The sequence below is a fragment of the Paenisporosarcina sp. NPDC076907 genome (genome assembly GCF_050269735.1).
Lineage (GTDB): Bacteria > Bacillota > Bacilli > Bacillales_A > Planococcaceae > Paenisporosarcina.
Genome location: NZ_JBNNIX010000002.1, coordinates 387,981 through 411,423, shown reverse-complemented (window position 1 = coordinate 411,423; position 23,443 = coordinate 387,981). Strand labels below are relative to the sequence as shown.

Genomic DNA, 23,443 nt, shown 5'->3' with positions numbered 1-23,443 from the left:
AGGAGCACACATATGCATTTAACATTAGATTTAATCGACCAAACAGAATCGTTATCAACGGAAAACCTGGAAATGATTGAAAAAATGTTACATCACGCCGCTCAGGCTGAAGGAATTGAATCAGGCAGCGAGTTATCCGTAACATTCGTGAACAATGAAGAGATTCAACAAATCAACCATGAATATCGAGGGAAAAATGTGCCGACAGACGTCATATCATTTGCTATGGAAGAATTAGGCGAAGGGGAAATGGCAATTGAAGTGGAAGGTGTACCACGTATGCTAGGTGATATCATCATTTCAGTTGAACGTGCAAAGGAACAGGCAGCCGATTACGGTCACAGTGAAGAAAGGGAATTGGGATTTTTAGCAATCCATGGTTTCCTTCATTTGCTTGGTTATGATCATATGGAAGTGGATGAAGAAAAAGAAATGACAGAAAAGCAAGAGGCGATTTTACAGTCCTTTGGATTGCGACGTGAATGAAAAACAATAATTTCATTTCTTCATTTAAATTTGCATTTGCTGGACTCATTCACGCCAGTAAAAATGAGCGGAATTTTCGATTTCATTTACTCGCCACAATTGTCGTGATTTTAACGGGTAGCTTTAGTCATTTATCAACAATTGAATGGATTGTATTGATTTTATGTATTTCAGGTATGTTGAGTCTTGAATTAGTCAATTCTGCTTTGGAAAGAGTGGTTGATCTGGCTTCTCCGGATATTCATGTTTTAGCTAAGCTTGCAAAAGACATGAGCGCCGCTGCAGTCCTTGTATTTGCCTGTGCAAGTGCTATAATCGGAATACTCATCTTTTTACCTAAGTGGATGGAAATTATTAATTGAGGTGTTTAAATAGTGGATAAATTACAAGTGATGGAAGAATCAAAAATCGCACGCGAAAACGCGTACGTACCATATTCTAAATTTAAAGTAGGCGCTGCTTTATTAACGAAAGAAGGCAAAATATTCCACGGCTGTAACATTGAAAATGCATCATTTGGCATGACCAACTGTGCTGAGCGCACAGCAATCTTTAAAGCGGTTTCTGAGGGTATTCGCGATTTTGCTTCACTAGCAGTCGTAGCTGACACAGAGGGCCCTGTATCGCCGTGTGGAGCTTGCCGTCAAGTGATTGCCGAGTTCTGTGAGCCAAACATGCCTGTTTATCTGATTAACTTAAAAGGTGATTTACAGGAAACGACTGTTGCTGAATTGTTACCAGGTGCATTTTCTCCGGAGGATTTAGCGAATGCTGGAAACAAATAAAGGGTTCAAATCGGGATTCATTTCAATCATTGGTCGTCCAAACGCTGGAAAATCAACATTCTTGAACCGCGTAATTGGGCAAAAAATTGCGATTATGAGTGACAAGCCACAAACGACAAGAAATAAAGTTCAAGGTGTTTTAACGACGAACACAGAACAACTTATTTTCATTGATACTCCTGGTATAAATGAACCTAGACATAAACTAGGGGATTTTATGCTGAAAGTTGCAAAAAACACATTACGTGAAGTCGATGCGATTCTGTTGATGGTTGATTCTACGGATCGTATTGGGAAACAAGATCGTTATATTTTAGATATGCTTAAAGGCAATGAAACACCAGTCTTTTTGGTGATGAATAAAATCGATTTAATCCATCCAGACAAGTTGTTGAGCGTAACAGAATCGTTCAGAAATGAATTTGATTTCGCGGATGTTTTACCGATTTCTGCTCTTGAAGGCATCAATATCGAGGGGTTACTGAAAGTCCTGACTGAGCACTTGCCAGAAGGACCACAATATTACCCTGCCGATCAAGTAACAGACCATCCAGAGCGTTTTATTATCTCTGAGTTGATTCGTGAAAAAGTACTTCATTTAACACACGAAGAAATTCCACATTCAATTGCAGTCGTAATTGAGAAAATAAAAAGAGATGAAGATAGTGATAAAATTCGAGTGACAGCGACTATTATGGTAGAACGCGACTCACAAAAAGGAATCGTTATTGGTAAAAAAGGGGCCCTTCTTAAAGAAGTCGGGATGCGTGCCCGTAAAGATATCGAAATGTTGCTTGGAAGCAAAGTATTCCTAGAACTATGGGTAAAAGTCCAAAAAGACTGGCGTAATAAACAAGTCCATTTACGTGATTTCGGTTTCCGCGACGACGAATATTAATAAGGGACGTGGGGGCAGTTGCTGAATCGAATTGAAGGCATTGTCTTAAAAACGCAAGATTACGGGGAATCCAATAAAATAGTCACCATTTATTCGCGAGAAGGTGGCAAGGTCACCGCGATGGCAAGAGGGGCTAAAAAACCAGCAAGTAGACTCGCAGCGATCACGCAGCCCTTCACCCATGGTTCATTCCTGGTCCAACAAGGGCGGGGAATGGGAACTATGCAGCAAGGAGAGCAGATGGAATCGTATCGTCATATTCGTGAGGATATCGAAGCAACTGCGTACGCCAGTTTTGTGGTGGAATTAATTGATCGTGCGGTAGAAGACCGTACGGCTCAACCAGCTATTTTCAATTTGCTACAACAAGCGCTGCATGCTATCTCAGAAGAATATGACCCAGAAGCGATTGCATTGTTCGTTGAGTGGAAGATGTTGCCAGTCACCGGCATTTACCCAACATTGCATCAATGTGCCAATTGTGGAGCGACAGATGGAGAATTTGCTTTCTCTTTCCAGCAAATCGGTTTTTTATGTCATCGGTGTTTTGCCGTGGATCGTTATATCATTCGATTAACGCCTGCTCAAGTGAAACTCATTCGGACTTTTTATACTGTACCGATTGAGCAAGTTGGGAAATTGACCTTAAAAAAAGAAACTAAAACTTTTATTAAGAAAATTGTCAGGACCATTTATGAAGAACAAACAGGTATTCGATTGAAGTCAAGGTCATTCATTGACCAACTCGATCGCTCACCTCAATATTTCCCCAAAAAAGAAAATCCGTCTACTGATCCTGATGAAGGACAGTAAGGCGGTTTTTTTATGTTGAAATTAATGTTCTAACTAAAAATTCACATAGACTGCACAATGAACTGAGCAACGCTGAATTGAAACAGACTGCTAGGTAAGACGATTAAAATGAATGGAAGAGAACGTTTCGATTTCAATTTGTGGAACTAATTCAGCTGGAAAAGATTGATAATTGGAAGAATTATCAATTTTTTCTTATTTCTCTACTCATATTAATTTAGTATAATGGAGAGATACGCAAGCAAAGGGATGACTAAATGAAAAACAAAATGAATCAAATGTTTGAGGACCAACGAAATGTTCATGTGTTGTATTCGTTTACTGAACAGGAGAATTATATAAAACAGGTTTTGGATTTTATTGAAACTGGTATTGCTGCGGGAGATTACGTTATTTTAATTGAAAATTCCCGTCTTTATCCAATAATTCAAAAGGAACTAGTCACACGGTTATCTATAGGTCAACTGGAGTTTCTACATTATGTAAACAGCTTTGATTTCTATTGTTCAAGTGGCAGTTATCATCCTCCTGCAATTACGGCTTACTTTAGTAAAATGATAGAGCCCTATTTGGAAAATAAACTGACTTTCCGATCATGGGCACATGTTGAGTGGGCTACCATGGAAGAGCCGCTACATCTAATAGAAGATTTTGAGAAAATTATCGACGAAGCAGTAAATGAGCTGTCGTTTCCATTAATTTGTGCATACGAAGCTAATAGAATGCCAGAATATATAAAAAATATGTTGTTGGAAAGACATCCGTATGTGCTAATGGAAGATGATTTCGTGGTCTCGAATCAATACCAGCAATCATTTGTGACGAATAAATAAACGACACGCTTAGGGAATTCCTAAGTGTGTTTTATTTCCATTAACAATAATGCGGGCGATTAATTTTTACATATCAGAGTGCATTGATGAGGGGGGATTGAGAGGGTATGAAAGTTAACCAAATCAAATTCAAGATTCATGACTTACAATATAAGATTAGATCAGCAAGCGAGAAAGATGCCAACAGCCTGTCCGAAGTCAGGTTGCAGGTAGATGGTGAAACGGAAAACTTAGATAGAGAAAAAGGCGAGGCATACATAAATGAATCAGGCTTTAAACAGATTATTAAAGATGATACAGAAAGTATTAATAACCTGTTTTTAGTTGCTGAAGTTAATCATAAAATTGTCGGTTTTTCCAGATGTGAAGGAAGCAATTTAAGAAGAAGTTCGCATAAAGTAGAATTTGGTGTCTGTGTATTAAAGGAATTTTGGGGATATGGTATCGGAAAAAATCTTTTACAACAATCAATTCATTGGGCAGACACACAAGAAATTAAGAAGATAACATTAAATGTTCTCGAAACCAATGAAAAAGCCATCGAGCTTTATAAGAAATTCGGGTTTGAAGTGGAAGGTATATTAAGAAAAGATAAATTGCTATCTGACGGAAATTATTATAATACCATTATCATGGGAAGGGTTAAGCCATCAGTCATTGACTAATGCCAGGTGGAGTCCTTCTTCCTAATAAAACGAAAAATATAACCTAGTAAAAAGGAAGGGAGGTGTGAACGAAATCACATCTCCCTCCCTTAACTATTCTCTAATTCATAATGCTCTTGTAGAGCTGTGAGCCTTCACAATCGAAGAGCTTAAAATTCTAAGTGCTTTTCAATATAAGCTTTAACATCAACGATCGGCATACGTACTTGTTCCATTGAATCGCGGTGACGAACGGTTACTTGACCATCTTCAACTGAATCAAAGTCATAAGTGATACAGAACGGTGTACCAATTTCATCTTGTCGACGGTAGCGTTTACCAATGGATTGAGACTCATCATAATCGACCATGAATGATTTACTCAAATCAGTAAACACTTCACCAGCACCTTCAGCTAATTTTTTTGATAATGGTAAAATAGCTGCTTTTACTGGAGCTAAGGCAGGGTGAAAACGAAGTACTGTGCGTTTATCATCACCTTCAAGAGCCTCTTCAGTATAAGCGTCACATAAGAATGCCAGTGTGACACGGTCTGCCCCCAATGATGGCTCGATACAGTACGGTACATAACGTTCGTTCGTGATTGGGTCGATGTAGTTGAAATCTTCACCTGAATGTTCCATATGGCGTTTTAAATCGAAGTCTGTGCGGTCTGCAATACCCCAAAGCTCGCCCCAGCCGAATGGGAATTTATATTCCACATCTGTTGTAGCCGAAGCATAATGTGAAAGTTCTTCTTTATCGTGATCACGTAAACGCATGTTTTCTTCGTTTAAACCTAAGTTCAATAACCAGTTTTTACAATAATCGCGCCAGAAAGTAAACCATTCCAAATCTTCACCTGGCTTACAGAAGAATTCAAGCTCCATTTGCTCAAATTCACGCGTACGGAAAGTGAAGTTACCAGGCGTGATTTCGTTACGGAAACTCTTACCGATCTGAGCAATCCCAAACGGCATTTTTTTACGCATTGAGCGTTGAACGTTTTTAAAGTTCACAAAAATACCTTGTGCAGTTTCAGGACGTAAGTAAATATCATTTGATGAAGATTCAGTCACACCTTGAGAAGTTTTGAACATTAAATTGAACTGACGGATGTTCGTAAATTCTTGAGCACCACAATCTGGACATGTAATTGCATGTTCGCTAATTAACTCTTCCATTTTTTCGAATGGAAGGCCATCAACGATCATTTCGATCCCTTTAGCTTCAAGTGCATCTTCAATTAATTTGTCTGCACGGTGACGCGCTTTACATTTCTTACAGTCGATCATTGGGTCATTGAAGTTACCGATATGACCTGATGCTGACCATACTTTAGGGTTCATTAAGATAGCAGCGTCAAGACCAACATTGTATGGAGATTCTTGAACGAATTTGCGCCACCATGCTTTTTTAACATTGTTTTTCAATTCAATTCCAAGTGGACCGTAATCCCAAGTATTGGCTAAGCCTCCGTAGATATCAGAGCCAGGGAATACAAACCCTCTGTGTTTTGCTAAACTTACTACGTTTTCCATTGTGATTGTCATAACAATCCCTCCAAAAATAAAAATAGCACTCGTCCCCGGACAATAAATGTCCGGGGACGAGTGCATTATACCCGCGGTTCCACCCCAGTTGATTGCTTTACGCAATCCACTTTCATTAACATGACTCCAGGACGCCTTTTCTTGTTCCTTGCAGACTTTCACTGTCTCTGCTCGCTAATGTGAACAATACTTATTTTCCTATCTTCGTCTATATAATTGACTATATTGTAGCATACACAATTTAATAATGCCACTTAAGCTGGGTACTAGATTAGCCTGCTTAATTAGTATATAATATTGAACATTGAGTATAACACTTTTTGAGGCGGTGAGTCCGATCGAACTCAACAAACGTCAAGAGGACATTTTGCAAATTGTAAAAGAAAATGGTCCGATTACAGGAGAACAAATTGCAGAACGTCTGCATTTAACAAGATCTACACTTCGACCGGATTTAGCTATATTAACCATGTCGGGGTTTTTGGATGCAAGACCTCGAGTAGGATATTTCTATTCAGGCAAAAAAACTGGTCAAGCTGTTTCTGATAGCATGATGAATATGAAGGTTCGAGATTTCCAATCAATCCCTATTGTAGTGGCTGAAGATATGACAGTATATGATGCCATTTGTCACATGTTCTTGGAAGATGTCGGAACGCTTTTTGTCGTCGACAAAAATGCTTATTTAACAGGAGTATTATCTCGAAAAGATTTACTTAGAACGAGTTTAGGTCAACAGGATTTGAACAAAATCCCCGTACATATCATCATGACGAGGATGCCGAATATTACATTTTGTTTTAAACACGATTCATTGTTCCATGCGGCGAAAAAACTGATTGATAAACAGATTGATGCTTTACCAATTGTAAAACAACATCCAGATGGCTACGAAGTGATTGGGCGTTTGACGAAAACAAACATTACAGGTGCTTTTCTGTCATTAGCGGAAAATCACGATTTGTGAGGTGATGGAAACCATGAAAAAGCTGCAAATATTTATTGTTTCGGATTCAGTTGGTGAAACAGGGGAGTTAGTTGCGAAAGCGGCGGTAAGTCAGTTTAGACCTGGTTTACAGGACACATCCTTAAAACGTTTCCCACATATTGAAACACTTGATCATGTGAAAGAGATTGTTCATCTTGCTCAAATGCAGCAGGCGATGATTTTATATACGCTCGTCCAAAAAAAGATGCGTTATAGTATACAGATGGAATGTGCAAAACATAGTGTGAGATCCATCGATTTAATGGGTCCACTAATGGACATGTTGGAACTTGACTTGAATGAGATTCCTTTTGAAGAACCAGGTCTGGTTCGTAAATTGGATGATGATTATTTTAAAAAAATTGAAGCAATCGAGTTTGCTGTCAAATATGATGATGGGCGTGACCCACGTGGTTTACTAATGGCAGATATCGTTCTAGTTGGCGTTTCACGTACATCAAAGACCCCATTATCTCAGTATTTAGCACACAAACGATATAAAGTGGCGAATGTTCCTTTAGTGCCTGAAGTGGAACCTCCAGAAGAATTATTCAAAGTTGATCCGGAAAAATGTTTCGGACTTGTTATTTCACCAGATAAGCTCAACTCAATTCGCAAAGAACGATTAATCGCTTTAGGTTTGAATGATGATGCAAGCTATGCAAAATTGGAACGTATTAAACAAGAAATCGTCCATTTTGAAAAAGTTGTTTCCCGAATTGGCTGTCACGTGATTGATGTCACGAATCGAGCAGTCGAAGAAACGGCAAATGTCATCTTAAACAAAATCCAGTAAGTGAAAACCATCTCTTTTGGGAAGGTTTTTTCTTTTGGAATAATAATTTTTTATAGATTTTTCAAGAAAAACGTTTTATAATAAAAAATTGTGGTAAAAATATTTAATAAGAGTTGTCATTTTGTAAGATTTGTCAAGATTTCAATAATTTTGATTTTTGAAAATCACTATAGAAAAATAACATTATTACCCTCTTCAAAGGGAGTAATATGTGTTTTTTTATTATTTTGTCGAAACTTGCAGGATTTTCATCAAATCTCTCGAATTCAATATTTAGCCCGTTAAAAGATGGTGAAGACAACATGCAACGAATTCCTGAAGAAACAATCGAACATATTCGCACGAGTAATGATGTTGTTGATGTCATTAGTGAATATGTCCAATTGACAAAGCGTGGACGTAACTGGTTTGGACTTTGTCCTTTTCATGGAGAACAAACACCGTCATTCTCAGTTTCACAAGACAAACAAATTTTTCATTGTTTTGGATGTGGTGCCGGAGGAAATGCCATTACCTTTGTAATGGATATAGACAATCTTTCCTTTCAAGAAGCCGTCAGTAAGTTAGGGTCTCGTATCGGGATCGATGTTGAGATTGAACCACAAAATGGCGAGACCAAAACGGTGTCCAAAGAAGAAACACGAATGAAAGAAGCGCACACGTTTGCAATGAATTATTATCATCACTTGCTTCTAAATACAGAAGAAGGTGAAAAAGCTCTTCATTATTTAGAAGAAAGAGGATTTTCCAGAGAGCTTATTGAACAATATAGAATTGGGTGGTCACTTCCAAATTGGGATGCCTTAACAACGTTACTCGAACGTAAAGGATTCAATCTAGCCGAAATGGCACAAAGTGGTCTTCTCATTCAAAAAGAAAATAAAAATGAATACTTTGATCGATTCAGAGAACGGATCATGTTTCCGGTTCGTGATGAAGCGGGACATGTCATTGCATTCTCAGGACGTGTGTTAACAACTGAAACTCAAGATGCTAAGTACATGAACAGTCCTGAGTCACCGATATTTCAAAAAAGCAAAGTTTTGTACAATTTGGATGTTGCACGTCCGATAATCCGTAAAAAACATAAAGTGATTGTCATGGAAGGTTTTATGGATGTTATGGCAGCGGCAAAAGCGGGTATTATGAATACTGTAGCCACTATGGGCACTTCGCTTACGAAAGAACATATCCATAAACTGAAGCGATTATCCGACACTGTGATACTTTGTTACGATGGGGATGGCGCAGGATTAGAAGCTGCAAAACGTGCTGCACAGCTGTTAATGGAGAATAAAGTGAAAACTGAAATTGCCATCCTGCCCGATCAGATGGATCCTGATGACTTTGTTCAAAAAAATGGTGCTGAGGCATTTGAAAAACAAATCATTGAACGACCTCATGCTTATTTAGCTTTTATGATGATGGTCGCAAGACGTAATAAAAACTTTCAATTTGAAAATGACACGTTACAATACGTGCAAGAAGTTCTGGAACATTTTGTCGGGAATTCTTCACCGGTTGAACGCGATTTATATATTCGGCAATTAGCCAAAGAAACCAATATTTCGGAAGATGCAATTTATCAGCAATTTCGAAAGATTGAAGGTAAGAACCTTAAACAAAACTCGAGACAACAGGCTCCTCCAGTTGCCCAAAACGCTCCCGTAAGTCGAAAGCGCGTCCAAGCGATTGACAGGGCTGAAAAATTGTTGCTCGCGCATATGCTACATCAAGTCGATATAGTCGATCGTTTACACCAAGATCATGGCCTTCATGTATTCATCCACGATCCTTACGAGGCAATATTTGTTCGACTTATAGGTTTCTACGACACCTATCCTCAAGCTGATACACATCGTTTTCTAGAAATTCTAGAAGACACAGAACTACGAAAATTGGTTATGGAAGCAACGTTAACAGAACGGGACCCAGAGCATGCTATTGAAGAAGTCTCGGACTGCTTACGACAAATAAATAAACACCGAATCGAGCTTCAAATACAAACGAAAATGCACGAATCCAAAGAAGCAGAAAAACTTCAGGATATGAAACGTGCTTTAGAGCTTGCAAAACAAATAATCGATTTGAAAAAATCGTTATCAACGATGTAAATTGATTGGTTTTTAAAGGAGGAAGACTTATGGCGGACAAGTCTGAACGTTCAAAAGAGGTAGAAAATGAAGTCACATTAGAAGAAGCAAAAAAATCTCTACTCGAATTAGGTAAAAAATCGGGGGAGCTAACTTTTGCTGATATAGCTGAAAAATTATCCGTATTTGAGTTGGAATCCGATCAAATCGAAGAATTTATCGAACAGCTGGAAGCACAAGGCGTGGAACTTGGTCGTAAAGACGGCGATGAAGAAGACTTGGAAAAGTTGATGAAAAAAGGGCAAGAAGAAGAAACATTCGATTTGAACGATTTAAGTGTACCACCGGGCGTTAAAATCAATGATCCTGTGCGTATGTACTTAAAAGAAATCGGTCGAGTAGATTTACTTTCTGCAGATGAAGAAATTGCCTTGGCAAAACGTATTGAAGCTGGCGATGAAGAAGCGAAAAAGCGTTTAGCTGAAGCGAACTTGCGCCTTGTTGTAAGTATTGCCAAGCGTTACGTTGGTCGTGGAATGCTGTTCCTGGATTTGATTCAGGAAGGAAATATGGGTCTTATTAAAGCGGTGGAAAAATTTGATTTCCGTAAAGGGTTCAAATTCAGTACTTATGCTACATGGTGGATCCGACAAGCAATTACACGTGCAATTGCTGACCAAGCACGTACGATTCGTATTCCAGTTCATATGGTCGAGACGATTAACAAATTAATTCGTGTTCAGCGTCAATTGCTTCAAGACTTAGGTCGCGAACCTTCTCCTGAAGAAATCGGGGAAGAAATGGAATTGCCAGCTGAGAAAGTACGTGAGATTCTGAAGATTGCACAAGAGCCTGTTTCACTAGAAACACCTATTGGGGAAGAAGATGATTCCCACTTAGGAGACTTCATTGAAGACTCTGATGCACAATCTCCATCTGATCACGCGGCATATGAATTATTAAAAGAGCAGTTAGAGGACGTTTTAGACACTTTAACTGATCGTGAAGAGAATGTATTGCGATTACGTTTTGGTCTTGATGACGGCCGTACACGCACGCTTGAAGAAGTAGGTAAAGTATTTGGCGTAACACGCGAACGTATTCGTCAAATTGAAGCGAAAGCTTTACGCAAATTGCGTCATCCTTCAAGAAGTAAACGACTAAAAGACTTTTTAGAATAGACTTCCCAAAAGATGCTCACACCCGTGAGCATCTTTTTTTGTTCTCTTTTTTTAATAAAAGAATAATAGTTGTGAATGTTAGAATATTTCAGATATAATGAAAAATGAAAGCGTTTTAAAATTAAAAGGGGTTGAATGTAGTGAATTTTGATTTATCGCAAGAACATCAGATGATTCGCAAAACAATGAAAGAGTTTGCGGATAAAGTCGTAGCACCTGGCGCGATAGAACGTGATCGTACAAAAGCTTTTCCAAAAGAAATTTTTAAACAGTTAGCCGACATGGGGATGATGGGCTTACCGTTTTCTGAAGAATATGGTGGCGCGGGCGCAGATACAATCAGTTTTGCTATCGTAACGGAAGAACTGAGTCGAGCATGTGCATCTACTGGAATTACTTATTCAGCTCATATTTCGTTAGGTGGGGCACCTCTTAATTTGTTTGGTACTGAAGAGCAAAAACATAAATATTTAACACCGATCTGCACAGGTGAATCTTTTGGTGCATTCGGGTTAACTGAACCAAATGCTGGCTCTGATGCCGGCGGAACGCAAACACGTGCCGTTGAAGATGGTGACGATTTCGTTATTAATGGCAGCAAAGTATATATTACGAACGCTAGCTATGCGAAACACTTGGCAATTACTGCAATTACCGGAGAAGTAAATGGCAAGAAAGAAATCAGTGCGATTATCGTGCCAACGGATGCAGAAGGTTTCACAGTTATTGATAACTACGAAAAAATGGGCTTAAATGCTTCAAATACAACAGAACTAGTTTTAGAGAATGTAAGAGTTCCAAAAGAAAACTTATTAGGTAAGCGTGGAGAAGGATTCCGTCAGTTTTTAGTGACTCTTGATGGTGGTCGTATCGGTATTGGAGCAATGGCAGTAGGAATTGCTCAAGCGGCGTTTGATCGTGCTCTTCGTTATTCTAAAGAACGAAAACAATTTGGCAAACCATTATCCGAATTCCAGATTACGCAATTCAAATTGGCTGATATGGCCATGAAGATTGAATTGGCTCGAACGATGGTCTATAAAGCTGCATGGTTGAAAGATCAAGGCCGTCCATTCTCAAAAGAAGCATCAATGTGTAAATTATATGCATCAGAAATCGCGATGCAAATTGCGGATCAAGCCGTTCAAATTCACGGTGGTTATGGATATATGAAAGAATATGAAGTCGAGCGTTATATGCGCGACGCCAAATTGTGTGAAATTGGTGAAGGTACATCTGAAGTGCAACGAATGGTTATTGCACGTTTAATCGGTTGCTAAATTTCGCTAAATTGTCGAATTTATCACAATCCGTGAAAACTTCCGAGATAAGACTTTTCGTTTTAGATAGAATGCAGTACAATAACAGTGTTGACTGATTCTATTTTAGAAAAAGAATGAACGAAAAAAGGAGGTTACATGATGCAAAAAAATCCAATAGTTCCTTTCATTTTAATTATGGCATTTGGTATTGGCCTTATCTTCTTCTTATCAATTCAAGGCGCTGAGAAAAAAGAAGAAATTGCTGCTGGACATGAAGAAGGCGCTGAGGGCGGCGAAAAAGCAGAAACTGAAGAGTTCGATGCTGAGATGGCAAAAGGGAAATGTATTTCTTGTCACGGTGGAGATCTTAAAGGTGGAGTTGGTCCTGCTTTAGCAGGTACTTCTTTATCTAAGGAAGAAATTACTGAAACAATCGTAAATGGTAAAGGATCGGGCATGCCTGCCGGTTTACTACCTGAAGATCAAGCTGCACAAATGGCAGAATATATTTTAACTCTTAAATAAGCCGAAACCCTTATCCGATTTGGATAAGGGTTTTTTCATGCTCTAGGACTGTTATGTTGTGTTAAGCGAATAGAACACCGCTGAACGCGAATAGAACATGCTGGAACGCGAATAGACACCACCAATCCCCCAATAGACAAATAGATCGAACCGCCGCTCATCTCATTCACCTTCTGCAACCCGTTTTTTCGTGTCTATGGTACAATCTTGTTTATAGAAGAAAGGAGAGGATTTCGTTGAACGCACAACGTCTCTCAGAGCGATTAACACGTGTCGCTTCATATGTTGAAAAAGGTTCAATCGTGGCGGATATCGGAAGTGACCACGCATATTTACCATGTTATCTCGTTCACCAGCAAATCGCGGACAAAGCAGTTGCGGGTGAAGTGGCAAAAGGACCGTATGAATCCGCACGCAAGCAAGTTCGCGCTGAACAATTACAAGATTACATAACGGTTCGGTTTGCAAACGGACTGCAAGCAATTGAAAGTGAAGATCATGTTGATACAGTGACTATTGCAGGGATGGGAGGGCCATTGATTGCCTCCATTCTAGATCAAGATATCGACAAATTAAAAACGGTCAACAGGCTTATTTTACAACCGAATATTCATGCGAAAGCAATACGTGAATGGGCGTTATTAAATGACTGGAAGATTGTGGCAGAAGAAATTTTGCAAGAAGACGACAAAATATACGAAATACTGGTGTTGGAAAGAGGGAAGATGACTCTATCTGCAGCCGAATTATTGCTTGGCCCATTTTTAATGAAGGTTCGTAATGATGTGTTCCGAAAAAAATGGCAAAAAGAATCAGCTGAATGGAAACGTATATTAGAAGCGATTCGCGTTGCTGAATTATCGAAAGAAGTTCAGATGAAGAAAGAAGAAGTCGAAGAGAAATTGACGATTGTTAAGGAGGTTCTTGGTGCATGAAAACTGCGAATGGACACGAAATCATTCAATTGTTTGAGTCGTGGTCGCCAAAATTTTATGCATTGGATGATGACCCCATCGGTTTACAAATCGGCCAATTGAATCGACCGATACAAAAAGTATTGGTCACACTGGATGTGACACTTGAAGTTATCCAGGAAGCAATTGATCAAAAATGCCAGATGATTTTCGCACATCATCCACCAATTTTCCGTCCTTTAAAAAATTTACGTACCGATTCGCCATCAGGTGAAATGTTTGCTCTTTGTATTAAGCATGACATCGCGGTATATGCGGCCCATACCAATCTTGATGTGGCACCGGGCGGGGTCAATGATTTGTTAGCAGAAGCACTTGGATTGAAAGAAATCACTATGCTTGAAGAAACATATGCAGAACCGATGATGAAGTTAGCTGTGTATGTACCGACTTCTGCCTCAGGGGATATACGAAAGTCGCTTGCTATTGCAGGAGCTGGTAAAATTGGCAATTACGACAGCTGTAGTTTTTCATCTGGTGGGACGGGGAGATTCCAACCATTAGAAGGTGCGAACCCTGCTATTGGTACAAAGAATCACTTGGAAGAAGTGATTGAGGAGAAAGTGGAAGTGGTATTCCCTGCTTCCATCAAATCCAAGGTTCTGAAAGCCATGTATGCACAACATCCTTATGAAGAAGTGGCGTTTGATTTATGGACGCTTGATACAAAAACACAGGAACAAGGCATCGGTCGTATAGGAATTCTTGAACAGCCAATGTCTCTTGATGAGTTTGCGCAACAAGTTAAAGACCGACTATCTGTACCTTTTGTACGCATTGTTGGCGAGGCTGGAGCAAACATTCGTAAAGTTGCTGTTCTTGGTGGCGATGGCAATAAGTACATTCAAAAAGCCAAAAGGGCAGGCGCAGATGTCCTGGTCACTGGGGATTTGTATTTCCATGTAGCTCAGGATGCGCAAGCACTTGGTCTGAATGTAATTGATCCGGGCCACCATGTTGAATCGATTATGAAAAAAGGTGTTTCCAAAAAAATGAACAGGATGTGTATTGAGAAAAAATTCGACTGTACTTTTATTGCATCGAAAATTTCAACTGAACCGTTCAGAATTCTATAAAAAAAGCTATCCAGTTATTAAACACTGGATAGCTTTTTCATTACGTAAGTTTATAAGGTTCAATTCGATCTACAGGTTTAGGCGTTTTGATTTTTGGTAAAATTTTGTCAATCGTAACTGTCCGTTCTAAATGATGGGTCTGTGGATCAAGTGGGTCATACTTCTCTAAAAAGTGGACAACTTCTTTTACGATAGGTGTCGGTGTAGAAGCGCCAGCTGTCACGGCAATTCGTTCAATGCCTTCTAGCCATTCCAGTCTAAGCTCCGACAAATCAGAAATTCGGTAGGAAGGAGTGTTGGCAATTTCTTCAGAGACTTGTGTCAGTCGATTTGAATTATTACTCATTGGATCTCCGACAACAATCAACAATTCGGCAGCTCCTGCCTGATCTGCTACAGCTTCTTGTCGAACTTGTGTAGCCAGGCAAATTTCTTTATGCACTTCGATATGAGGATATTTTAGTGATAATTTTTCCATTAGAGCAGCAACGTCCCATTGACTCATCGTCGTTTGGTTCGTAACAATCAATTTATCTGCCTGGATGTTTAATTGTTCGACGTCTTCAACCGTTTGTACCAAATGGACAGCGTGTGGTGCCACACCTACAGCGCCTTCTGGCTCTGGATGTCCTTTTTTACCAATGTAAATGACCTGGTAACCTTCGGCAGTTTTCTCACGAATTAAATCGTGAGTAACTGTGACATCAGGACAAGTGGCATCAATCGAAACTAGACCTTTTTGTTTGGCTAATTCACGAACTTCAGGCGATACACCATGGGCAGTGAAGATAACGGTTCCGCCATCCACTTTATCCAGTATTTCTTTACGATTTTCTCCATCCAGCGTAATAATCCCATCATTTTCAAAGGCATCGGTTACATGTTTGTTATGAACGATCATACCTAATATATAAATCGGGCGTGGAAGGGAAGTATCCATCGCTGCATTACGAGCGATAACCATTGCATCCACGACGCCGTAACAATAACCACGTGGGGAAATTTTGAGTACTTGCATATGTAGCACTCCTCTCAGAAGTTGTTAATTTCTATTATAACGGAGAGGAGTGGTGAATTCAAAAATCAAATTGGTGGCTGGAAAATTCGTGGTTGTGATGCCCCAACAGTGCGGGGGGCAGCGGATGCAGCAGATGCAGCATTTCGGACAGCACCACTAGCGGCGGCGGAGGCAGTAGATGTGGCATCAGGCATGTTTTGAAAACCTCTGTAAATTTTAAATAACGCCGGGATGTTTTGAACCATAGGTGCAACTTGTTGGACCATTGGTGTCAGTTTCTGAGCAGTGTTCAAGAAACGGTCAGCGGTTTCCATGAACTGCTCAATACGGTTGGCTCCTTGCGGCAATCCAGAATTTCCTAAAGCATTCCCTAAACCACGAAAACCACCTCTACCAGCTGTCCCACCTAAACCACCTAAACCACCTCTACCAGCTGTCCCACCTAAACCGCCTAGGCCACCTAGACCACCTAAGAAACCGCCAAAAGGCGATTGGGATAGACCGCCAGGAAGATTGCCTGGCGGAACTGGGAAGCGTTGCGCAACATTCGGTATTTGTGATTGTGCGAATGGATAAAATGATTGATAACGCATATAATCCTCCTTTCTAAATAAATAGTTAATTGACGCAGAGGGCACACTACAACTATGATAAGCTGATGGTCTTCAAAATAGACAAAACATGTTACAATGAAAGAACGTAAGGAGGGACAAAAATGTCCAAATATACAGATTATGATTTCCAACCTTTTTTACAGAATGCCATTAGTAAATTAGGTTTTACCGAACCAACCCCTATTCAAAAAGAAATGATACCTCTAATTCTTAAAGGAAAAAGTGCGATTGGCCAAGCACATACGGGTACAGGGAAAACGCATAGTTTTTTAATTCCGATTGTTGAGCGAATCATCACTGGCAAAGCAGAATTACAAGCTATCATTACGTCCCCAACGCGTGAACTTGCTTCACAAATTTTCGAAGAACTAAGCAAACTGACTGAAGGTACGGAAATTCAATCAAAAATATTTATCGGTGGTACTGATAAACAACGTTCGATTGACAAGTTAAAATCACAACCACATATTGTTGTTGGGACACCAGGTCGTATTCGTGACTTAGTTAAAGAAAATGCTTTGCTGGTTCATACGGCACCTATATTAGTAGTAGATGAAGCAGACCTCGCTTTTGACATGGGCTTTATCGAAGATATTGATGCTTTTGCAGGAAAAATGCCAGATTCACTTGAAATGTTCGTATTCTCTGCGACCATTCCTGAACGCTTGCAGCCATTCTTGAAAAAATACATGGAATCTCCAGTACACATTAATATTGGTGAAAAACGTCCGGTGGCAGAAGGAATTGTCTTCAATCTGGTTCCAGTCCGAAGTAAGTCGAAAAAGAAACGATTGGTTGAAGTGTTGAATGGAATTAATCCCTACTTGGCGATTATTTTTGCAAACACTCGAAAAAATGCAGATGATGTTGCCAATTATTTAGCTGAAGCTGGTTATCGTGTTGGACGAATCCATGGGGACTTAGCGCCTCGTGAACGTACACGCATGATGAAACAAGTCCGCGATCTTGAGTATCAATACATTGTGGCAACGGATCTTGCTGCTCGTGGAATTGACATTCAAGGTGTAAGTCACGTGATTAACTATGAACTGCCAGAAGACTTGGAGTTCTTTATTCACCGTGTTGGACGTACAGCTCGTGCCGGTTTGGAAGGCACAGCTATTACATTATATGAACCGACTGACGAAGACGCGATTATCCGTATTGAAAAAATGGGAATCCCGTTTGTTCATGTCGATGTCGTTGATGGTGAGTGGTCAACTTTAAAAGAACGTCACACACGCAAAAATCGCAAAAAGACGACTGAAGATGAAATAGATGCGAAAGCAAAATCAATGGTCCGTAAACCGAAAAAAGTAAAACCAGGATACAAACGTAATATGAAATGGGAAATGGATAAAATTAAAAAGAGAGAACGCCGCATCAAAAACCGTAAAAAGTAAAGGGGTGTTCTTTATGTTATTAGGTTCACATGTTTCCATGAGTGGGAAAAACATGCTAGTTTCAGCAAGTGAAGAGGCAGCGTCGTATGGTGCCAACACTTTAATGATTTATACAGGTGCACCTCAAAACACGCGCCGTAAACCGATTGAAGATTTGAATATTGAAGCGGGACAAGCACATATGATGGCGAATGGAATGTCTAATATAGTTGTTCATGCACCTTATATCATTAATATCGGGAACTCATTAAAGCCAGAAACATTTTCACTTGGCGTCGACTTTTTACAAAAAGAGATTGAGCGAACTGCAGCTCTAGGTGCTAAACAAATCGTCCTCCATCCCGGAGCTCATGTTGGGGCTGGAGCGGATGTTGGCATTGCAAAGATTATTGAAGGCTTAAATGAAGTGCTTACGCAAGATTTCCCTGTGCAAATCGCTTTAGAAACGATGGCAGGAAAAGGTACTGAATGTGGTCGATCTTTTGAAGAACTTGCAGAGATAATTAATGGCGTGACACATAACGAAAGAATGTCGGTATGTTTTGATACATGCCATACACATGATGCTGGTTATGATATCGTGAATGATTTCGATGGTGTATTGAATCGATTTGATCAATTGATCGGACTGGATCGTTTGAAAGTTCTTCATATCAATGACAGTAAAAATATCCGTGGTGCAAGCAAAGACCGTCATGAGAATATAGGGTTTGGTGAAATAGGTTTTGATGCACTCAACTATATCGTGCATCATCCCCAATTGACTTCAGTACCTAAAATTCTTGAAACGCCTTTCGTTGGCTTAGATGCAAAAAACAAAAAACCACCATATTTCTACGAAATTGAAATGTTCAAGCAACAAACGTTCATGCCGGAAAGCATTGAAAATTTGCGTGCTTAAATCAAAAAAGACTCAAGCAACTTTTTGCTTGAGTCTTTTTTGTCTAGTTTAAAGACCAAAATGAGCAAATAGTTTTTTAGTCCGTGTATTACCAAGAATCGTTTGAAGTTGTTTATGAACATGCGCCGGTGGGCCAAACAGAAGCCATTGCAGTGAAGCCTTTTCAAAAATTGGACGGACTTGTTTTACTTCGGCAGGCGTCAGCGTAACAGGAAGTATGCTCGTCATTTTGGCAATTTCCTCATCAGGTTTATCTTTAATTGCTTGAATCAGTTCCCAAATATCCACTAAGTCATCCTTTCAAGATAATTAAGTTTACTTCTTGTCGTTTCTTCGTTATACTAATCCATTGTAAATCGTAATGATTATGAATTAGAAAGAGGCGAGCTTGATGAAAGCGCCATATAATATCGAACTACAAGATGTGTCATTTCAATATGATCAGACAGTTGTGTTGAAAAACATTTCTTTACAGGTAAAACAAGGTGATTTTCTAGCAGTTTTGGGACCAAATGGTTCAGGGAAGTCTACATTGTTGAAAATTATTTTAGGATTATTAAAGCCGTCTTCTGGGAAAGTTGAATTATTTGGTCAGAAAAGTAGGGACTTTAAAAATAGAGAATGGATTGGATATGTTTCACAAAAATCCAATGCATTCAATTCTGGTTTTCCTGCGACCGTATATGAAGTTGTTGCAAGTGGTCTCGTGAAAAAATCAGGACTATTTAATAAATATCCGAAAGACGTGAAACAACGAGTTGAAAAAGCTTTGCTAGCTGTCGGAATGGTTGATTTTCTGAATCAATCGATCGGAGAGTTGTCTGGTGGTCAACAACAGCGGGTGTTTATCGCACGAGCGCTGGTTGCTGAGCCAAAGTGCTTAATATTGGACGAACCAACCGTAGGAATCGATCATCAGCATGTGCAATCGTTTTATAATATGCTTGCGGAATTGAATCGTGAACAGCAGATTACTCTTATTCTTGTGACGCATGATGTCGATACGGTTTCAAGCAACATTAGTCATGTGGCCTGTTTGAATCAGACCATTCACTTCCACGGCTTCAAAAATGATTTTGTTCAGCTGAGCGATGAAGATCGTCAAGCTTGGTATGGTCACTCGGTTCGTAAAATTCACCATGCGAAAAGTGAGGGATCTCGATGATATCAGCATTATTTAACTATGAATTTTTGCAGAATGCTTTCGCTTCTGGCATTATCATTGGGTTGATTGCACCACTTCTTGGTGTATTCATTGTCGTCAGGAGACTATCACTCATTGCAGATGCTCTAAGCCATGTCACTTTAGCGGGAATTGCCGGAAGTTTATATTTATCGCAAACAACTGCCTTTTTTGCCTTATTAAACCCATTATATTTAGGGATTGTCGCAGCTGTTACGGGGTCAGTTTTGATTGAAAGATTGCGACGTTTGTATAAACATTATGAAGAATTGGCGATTCCCATTATTATGTCTGCCGGTATCGGTTTTAGTGCCATTTTCATTTCATTAGCCAATGGATTCAGTTCTGATTTATTCGGTTATTTATTTGGCTCGGTTTCAGCTGTTAGTCGACAAGATTTGTGGATTGTTCTTGTCATTGCTTTCATTGTCATCGTGTTTTTGGTGATGTTTTATAAAGAATTATTTTTATTATCTTTTGACGAGGAATATGCGAAAGCATCCGGTCTTCCTGCGAAATGGGTTCATTTGTTGTTTATGATTGTTACCGCTCTCGTCATTGCTGCGAGTATGCGTATTGTAGGAATTCTACTTGTATCATCCTTAATGACCTTACCGGTTGCTGCAAGCATGCGTCTTGCAAAAGGGTTTAAACAAGCCATACTGTATGCTGTTTTATTCGGAGAGGCTGCAGTGATTATCGGTCTAGTGACTGCTTTTTACTTAAATATTGCACCCGGAGGAACAATCGTCGTGACATCCATCGCAATTTTACTGATTGTATTAATTGCTAAAAAGATCTGGTTGAGTGTCGTGACGAAGAATGAAAGGGGTCGTCTCGTATGAATATTCCGAAGGCATGGGACGTTTTAAAAGAAAGAGGCTATAAAAAAACGGATAAAAGAGAGCAGATTTTGAATTTGTTCAAAGATAATGAACGCTATTTGACAGCGCGTGATTTGCTTGACGTTATGAAGAAGGATTACCCAGGGATGAGTTATGACACGATTTATCGAAACTTGAGCACATTCGTTGAGCTTGGAATTCTAGAAGAAACCGAGTTATCCGGAGAACGTCATTTCAGGATGCAGTGTGAAACGGACCATCACCATCATCATTTCATTTGCATGGAGTGTGGCAAAATCAAAGAAATTCATTTATGTCCAATGGATTTGCTCGAAGAGAAATTGCCTGCCTATCAAATTGATAATCATAAATTCGAAATTTACGGCAAATGTCCGGAGTGCCAATAAGAAGTTTCGAGACATTAAAAAAGCGTGAGGCATAGGCCTCACGCTTTTTGTTTTAGAAAGGTATGTTGGATCCAATTGTCTGCTTCACGCCAGTTATTCACTCGAATTACCCCGTTTGGGACTGCATCTTGATTATATGGTGTGTTGAACAATAATACCGGAATGTTTAATTCTTCCGCTATGCCGACTGCATTGTCATGTTTATCTTCAAAAAATACATCAATTTCAAAATTACGTGCAGTTTGAATTTTATCGTGTGTTCCAATCAGTTCGATATGATCGTACTCAAGATTTTGTTCAATAAACCATTGCAATGTCACGTCGCGTACATTGTGACCACGAGCCGAAATGAAATACAATTCATGCTCTTTCTTCCATTGAGTCAAAATGGCGTGTGCATCTAACTGAATAGGGGAAGTTGCATAAATTTCAGGTTCGGCTTGCTTAAACCATTTATAAAATTCTTCCGATGTAACCGGGAAAACTTTTGTTAAATCGTATTCTTTAATATCGTCCAGTACCAAGTTGCATTCAAAAGCTTTATTGATATGGGGGAGTAAAGAAGTCGGACATGTGACCGTACCATCTATATCGATACCGAATCGGTAGTTTGACATATGCTGAAACTCCTTTACGCGTTTGTTTTTTCCAAAGCTTGTTTGTCGAAGTATTCCTGGGCAATCTTATCAATTTCTACTTTCAGTTCTTCAACCATCGTTGCTTCAGGCACTTTACGGACTGTTTTACCTTTCATGAACAACAATCCTTCACCACGGGCACCAGCAATGCCGATATCGGCTTCACGGGCTTCTCCTGGTCCATTTACTGCACATCCCAGTACTGCGACTTTAATCGGTGCTTTGATGGTTGAAATGTAATCTTCTACTTCGTTTGCAATGGAAATCAAATCGATTTCAATCCGACCGCAAGTTGGACATGAAATTAAAGTTGCGGCATTTGAAGAAAGACCGAACACTTTCAATAATTCACGTGCAACTTTTATTTCTTCTACAGGATCCGCACTTAAAGACACACGTAATGTATTACCAATTCCATGACTTAAAAGTGCACCAAGTCCAGCAGCACTCTTGATAGAGCCGTTTACTAATGTGCCGGATTCTGTAATGCCAAGGTGCAGAGGGTAGTCGAATGCTTGTGAAGCTTTCACATATGCTTCAATCGCTAAGCTAACATCAGATGCTTTTAAAGATACGATAATATCGTGGAAATCCAAGTCTTCTAATATTTTTATATGATGCAGGGCACTTTCAACCATACCATCTGCCGTAGGGTAGCCATATTTCTCAATAATTTTGCGTTCAAGAGATCCAGCATTTACACCGATACGAATTGGAATACCCTTTGCCTTAGCAGCGTTAACAACGGCTTCCACTTTTTCACGACGGCCAATGTTACCCGGATTAATGCGGATTTTGTCCGCTCCATTTTCAATTGCCTTCAATGCTAATTTATAATCAAAGTGAATATCCACAACAAGTGGAATATTGATACGTTTTTTAATTTCAGCAATGGCATCTGCCGCACGATCATCCGGGCATGCTACGCGGACAATTTGACAACCTGCTTCTTCGAGACGCAGAATCTCTGCAACAGTTGCTTCAACATCATGTGTTTTTGTTGTGGTCATACTCTGTATGAAAAGTTCATTACTGCCACCAATAGTAATTTCGCCTACACGAACGGGGCGAGTTTTGGAACGGTGAATAATTTCACTCATGAAAATTCTCTCCTTTTCGGGCTAAAAGCCTTCACTACTCTTTATTTTAGCAGTCATGAAAAGGATATGACAAGGAGGAAACGTTACTTGGTAATTATGAACAGGATTTTTGTGTATCTTTGTAAATGGGAACATCGACAAATTCGCCTGCACGCAGTGTCTGGTTTCGTAAATGAGGATTTTCTTTGTAGAAAGCTTCCAATCGTTCAGGGAAGCTGACCCAAACCTCAGATGGGTAAACACTGAATAACGACAATACAGTATCTCCTTCGAGCGTCTGAACAGGAAAGACAATATATTCGTCTTCTTGTAGGCATTCAGGTTCACTATTTGTAAAAGCAGCCAAAGAGATAGTGCCATCCAGTAAATCAACTTTTATTATATATGAAAGTAATAGTATTAAAATTGCGAGTCCAATTATGCGCAT

The 23,443-nt window shown here is 39.5% G+C and carries 27 protein-coding genes; 20 read left to right on the top strand and 7 right to left on the bottom strand.

What is annotated here, in order from left to right; all coding sequences use genetic code 11:
- Nucleotides 1-12: 12 nt before the first annotated feature.
- The 7 genes from ybeY to ACQKEV_RS09745 all read left to right on the top strand — a co-directional run bounded on the left by ybeY (nucleotide 13) and on the right by ACQKEV_RS09745 (nucleotide 4,480).
- Nucleotides 13-486: an rRNA maturation RNase YbeY gene (gene ybeY, locus ACQKEV_RS09775; protein WP_427445578.1), complete on the top strand. Its 474-nt coding sequence runs from the start codon at nucleotides 13-15 to the stop codon at nucleotides 484-486.
- Nucleotides 483-848 carry a diacylglycerol kinase family protein gene (locus ACQKEV_RS09770; protein WP_427445580.1) on the top strand — a complete coding sequence of 122 codons (366 nt, stop codon included), beginning with the start codon at nucleotides 483-485 and terminating at the stop codon, nucleotides 846-848. Before ybeY ends, ACQKEV_RS09770 begins: the two co-directional genes overlap by 4 nt.
- A gap of 12 nt (nucleotides 849-860) precedes the next feature.
- Nucleotides 861-1,271 carry a cytidine deaminase gene (locus ACQKEV_RS09765; protein ID WP_427445583.1) on the top strand — a complete coding sequence of 137 codons (411 nt, stop codon included), beginning with the start codon at nucleotides 861-863 and terminating at the stop codon, nucleotides 1,269-1,271.
- Nucleotides 1,255-2,169 carry a GTPase Era gene (gene era, locus ACQKEV_RS09760; protein WP_427445586.1) on the top strand — a complete coding sequence of 305 codons (915 nt, stop codon included), beginning with the start codon at nucleotides 1,255-1,257 and terminating at the stop codon, nucleotides 2,167-2,169. Before ACQKEV_RS09765 ends, era begins: the two co-directional genes overlap by 17 nt.
- A gap of 18 nt (nucleotides 2,170-2,187) precedes the next feature.
- Nucleotides 2,188-2,982: a DNA repair protein RecO gene (recO, locus tag ACQKEV_RS09755; RefSeq protein WP_427445588.1), complete on the top strand. Its 795-nt coding sequence runs from the start codon at nucleotides 2,188-2,190 to the stop codon at nucleotides 2,980-2,982.
- 257 nt (nucleotides 2,983-3,239) lie between these two features.
- Nucleotides 3,240-3,815, top strand: coding sequence for an MEDS domain-containing protein (locus tag ACQKEV_RS09750; protein WP_427445590.1), 576 nt, complete (start codon nucleotides 3,240-3,242; stop codon nucleotides 3,813-3,815).
- Between the two features lie 107 nt (nucleotides 3,816-3,922).
- Entirely contained in the window at nucleotides 3,923-4,480 is a 558-nt protein-coding gene (locus tag ACQKEV_RS09745; protein WP_427445592.1) for an N-acetyltransferase family protein, read from the top strand.
- A 149-nt stretch (nucleotides 4,481-4,629) separates the two neighbouring features.
- Here ACQKEV_RS09745 and ACQKEV_RS09740 read toward each other — a convergent pair whose 3' ends face one another.
- Nucleotides 4,630-6,012, bottom strand: coding sequence for a glycine--tRNA ligase (locus ACQKEV_RS09740; protein ID WP_427445595.1), 1,383 nt, complete (start codon nucleotides 6,010-6,012; stop codon nucleotides 4,630-4,632).
- A gap of 328 nt (nucleotides 6,013-6,340) precedes the next feature.
- Between ACQKEV_RS09740 and ACQKEV_RS09735 the strand changes: the two genes are divergently transcribed.
- The 8 genes from ACQKEV_RS09735 (at nucleotide 6,341) to ACQKEV_RS09700 (ending at nucleotide 14,907) form a co-directional block, all read left to right on the top strand.
- The gene (locus ACQKEV_RS09735) at nucleotides 6,341-6,979 is read left to right on the top strand and encodes a helix-turn-helix transcriptional regulator (RefSeq protein ID WP_427446241.1); all 639 of its coding nucleotides are present in this window, start codon (nucleotides 6,341-6,343) and stop codon (nucleotides 6,977-6,979) included.
- Nucleotides 6,980-6,992: 13 nt separating this feature from the next.
- Nucleotides 6,993-7,796: a pyruvate, water dikinase regulatory protein gene (locus tag ACQKEV_RS09730; RefSeq protein ID WP_427445597.1), complete on the top strand. Its 804-nt coding sequence runs from the start codon at nucleotides 6,993-6,995 to the stop codon at nucleotides 7,794-7,796.
- A gap of 302 nt (nucleotides 7,797-8,098) precedes the next feature.
- Nucleotides 8,099-9,910 (top strand): DNA primase, encoded by a 1,812-nt coding sequence (gene dnaG / locus ACQKEV_RS09725; RefSeq protein ID WP_427446242.1) that lies wholly within the window; start codon nucleotides 8,099-8,101, stop codon nucleotides 9,908-9,910.
- A 29-nt stretch (nucleotides 9,911-9,939) separates the two neighbouring features.
- Complete coding sequence (rpoD, locus tag ACQKEV_RS09720; RefSeq protein ID WP_427445599.1) at nucleotides 9,940-11,070, top strand: RNA polymerase sigma factor RpoD; 1,131 nt, start codon at nucleotides 9,940-9,942, stop codon at nucleotides 11,068-11,070.
- Between the two features lie 140 nt (nucleotides 11,071-11,210).
- Entirely contained in the window at nucleotides 11,211-12,350 is a 1,140-nt protein-coding gene (locus ACQKEV_RS09715; protein WP_427445602.1) for an acyl-CoA dehydrogenase, read from the top strand.
- Between the two features lie 141 nt (nucleotides 12,351-12,491).
- Nucleotides 12,492-12,857: a cytochrome c550 gene (cccA, locus tag ACQKEV_RS09710; RefSeq protein WP_427445604.1), complete on the top strand. Its 366-nt coding sequence runs from the start codon at nucleotides 12,492-12,494 to the stop codon at nucleotides 12,855-12,857.
- Nucleotides 12,858-13,093: 236 nt separating this feature from the next.
- Complete coding sequence (locus ACQKEV_RS09705; protein WP_427445606.1) at nucleotides 13,094-13,792, top strand: tRNA (adenine(22)-N(1))-methyltransferase; 699 nt, start codon at nucleotides 13,094-13,096, stop codon at nucleotides 13,790-13,792.
- On the top strand, nucleotides 13,789-14,907 hold the full coding sequence (locus ACQKEV_RS09700; RefSeq protein WP_427445608.1) for a Nif3-like dinuclear metal center hexameric protein: 1,119 nt from the start codon (nucleotides 13,789-13,791) through the stop codon (nucleotides 14,905-14,907). The genes ACQKEV_RS09705 and ACQKEV_RS09700 overlap by 4 nt, the downstream gene beginning before the upstream one ends.
- A 40-nt stretch (nucleotides 14,908-14,947) precedes the next feature.
- Here ACQKEV_RS09700 and ACQKEV_RS09695 read toward each other — a convergent pair whose 3' ends face one another.
- Nucleotides 14,948-15,925: a 4-hydroxy-3-methylbut-2-enyl diphosphate reductase gene (locus ACQKEV_RS09695; protein ID WP_427445610.1), complete on the bottom strand. Its 978-nt coding sequence runs from the start codon at nucleotides 15,923-15,925 to the stop codon at nucleotides 14,948-14,950.
- A gap of 65 nt (nucleotides 15,926-15,990) precedes the next feature.
- Nucleotides 15,991-16,518, bottom strand: coding sequence for a VrrA/YqfQ family protein (gene vrrA / locus ACQKEV_RS09690; protein WP_427445612.1), 528 nt, complete (start codon nucleotides 16,516-16,518; stop codon nucleotides 15,991-15,993).
- A gap of 122 nt (nucleotides 16,519-16,640) precedes the next feature.
- On the opposite strand from vrrA, the gene ACQKEV_RS09685 reads away from it, so the two are divergent.
- Together ACQKEV_RS09685 and ACQKEV_RS09680 are read left to right on the top strand one after the other, a co-directional pair.
- Complete coding sequence (locus tag ACQKEV_RS09685) at nucleotides 16,641-17,942, top strand: DEAD/DEAH box helicase (RefSeq protein WP_427445614.1); 1,302 nt, start codon at nucleotides 16,641-16,643, stop codon at nucleotides 17,940-17,942.
- A 13-nt stretch (nucleotides 17,943-17,955) separates the two neighbouring features.
- Nucleotides 17,956-18,843 carry a deoxyribonuclease IV gene (locus ACQKEV_RS09680; RefSeq protein WP_427445616.1) on the top strand — a complete coding sequence of 296 codons (888 nt, stop codon included), beginning with the start codon at nucleotides 17,956-17,958 and terminating at the stop codon, nucleotides 18,841-18,843.
- Nucleotides 18,844-18,891: 48 nt separating this feature from the next.
- On the opposite strand, the gene ACQKEV_RS09675 is transcribed toward ACQKEV_RS09680, so the two are convergent.
- The gene (locus tag ACQKEV_RS09675; RefSeq protein ID WP_427445619.1) at nucleotides 18,892-19,131 is read right to left on the bottom strand and encodes a hypothetical protein; all 240 of its coding nucleotides are present in this window, start codon (nucleotides 19,129-19,131) and stop codon (nucleotides 18,892-18,894) included.
- Nucleotides 19,132-19,234: 103 nt separating this feature from the next.
- On the opposite strand from ACQKEV_RS09675, the gene ACQKEV_RS09670 reads away from it, so the two are divergent.
- Genes ACQKEV_RS09670 through ACQKEV_RS09660 form a run of 3 tightly spaced genes read left to right on the top strand, consistent with a single transcriptional unit; the run spans nucleotide 19,235 to nucleotide 21,278 of the window.
- Nucleotides 19,235-20,008 carry a metal ABC transporter ATP-binding protein gene (locus ACQKEV_RS09670; protein WP_427445621.1) on the top strand — a complete coding sequence of 258 codons (774 nt, stop codon included), beginning with the start codon at nucleotides 19,235-19,237 and terminating at the stop codon, nucleotides 20,006-20,008.
- Nucleotides 20,005-20,871, top strand: coding sequence for a metal ABC transporter permease (locus ACQKEV_RS09665; RefSeq protein WP_427445624.1), 867 nt, complete (start codon nucleotides 20,005-20,007; stop codon nucleotides 20,869-20,871). Before ACQKEV_RS09670 ends, ACQKEV_RS09665 begins: the two co-directional genes overlap by 4 nt.
- Nucleotides 20,868-21,278 (top strand): Fur family transcriptional regulator, encoded by a 411-nt coding sequence (locus ACQKEV_RS09660; protein ID WP_427445627.1) that lies wholly within the window; start codon nucleotides 20,868-20,870, stop codon nucleotides 21,276-21,278. Before ACQKEV_RS09665 ends, ACQKEV_RS09660 begins: the two co-directional genes overlap by 4 nt.
- 38 nt (nucleotides 21,279-21,316) lie before the next feature.
- Here ACQKEV_RS09660 and ACQKEV_RS09655 read toward each other — a convergent pair whose 3' ends face one another.
- The 3 genes from ACQKEV_RS09655 to ACQKEV_RS09645 all read right to left on the bottom strand — a co-directional run bounded on the left by ACQKEV_RS09655 (nucleotide 21,317) and on the right by ACQKEV_RS09645 (nucleotide 23,443).
- Nucleotides 21,317-21,895: a hypothetical protein gene (locus ACQKEV_RS09655; RefSeq protein ID WP_427445629.1), complete on the bottom strand. Its 579-nt coding sequence runs from the start codon at nucleotides 21,893-21,895 to the stop codon at nucleotides 21,317-21,319.
- A 14-nt stretch (nucleotides 21,896-21,909) separates the two neighbouring features.
- Nucleotides 21,910-23,016, bottom strand: coding sequence for a flavodoxin-dependent (E)-4-hydroxy-3-methylbut-2-enyl-diphosphate synthase (ispG, locus tag ACQKEV_RS09650; RefSeq protein ID WP_427445632.1), 1,107 nt, complete (start codon nucleotides 23,014-23,016; stop codon nucleotides 21,910-21,912).
- A 94-nt stretch (nucleotides 23,017-23,110) separates the two neighbouring features.
- Entirely contained in the window at nucleotides 23,111-23,443 is a 333-nt protein-coding gene (locus tag ACQKEV_RS09645; protein WP_427445634.1) for a hypothetical protein, read from the bottom strand.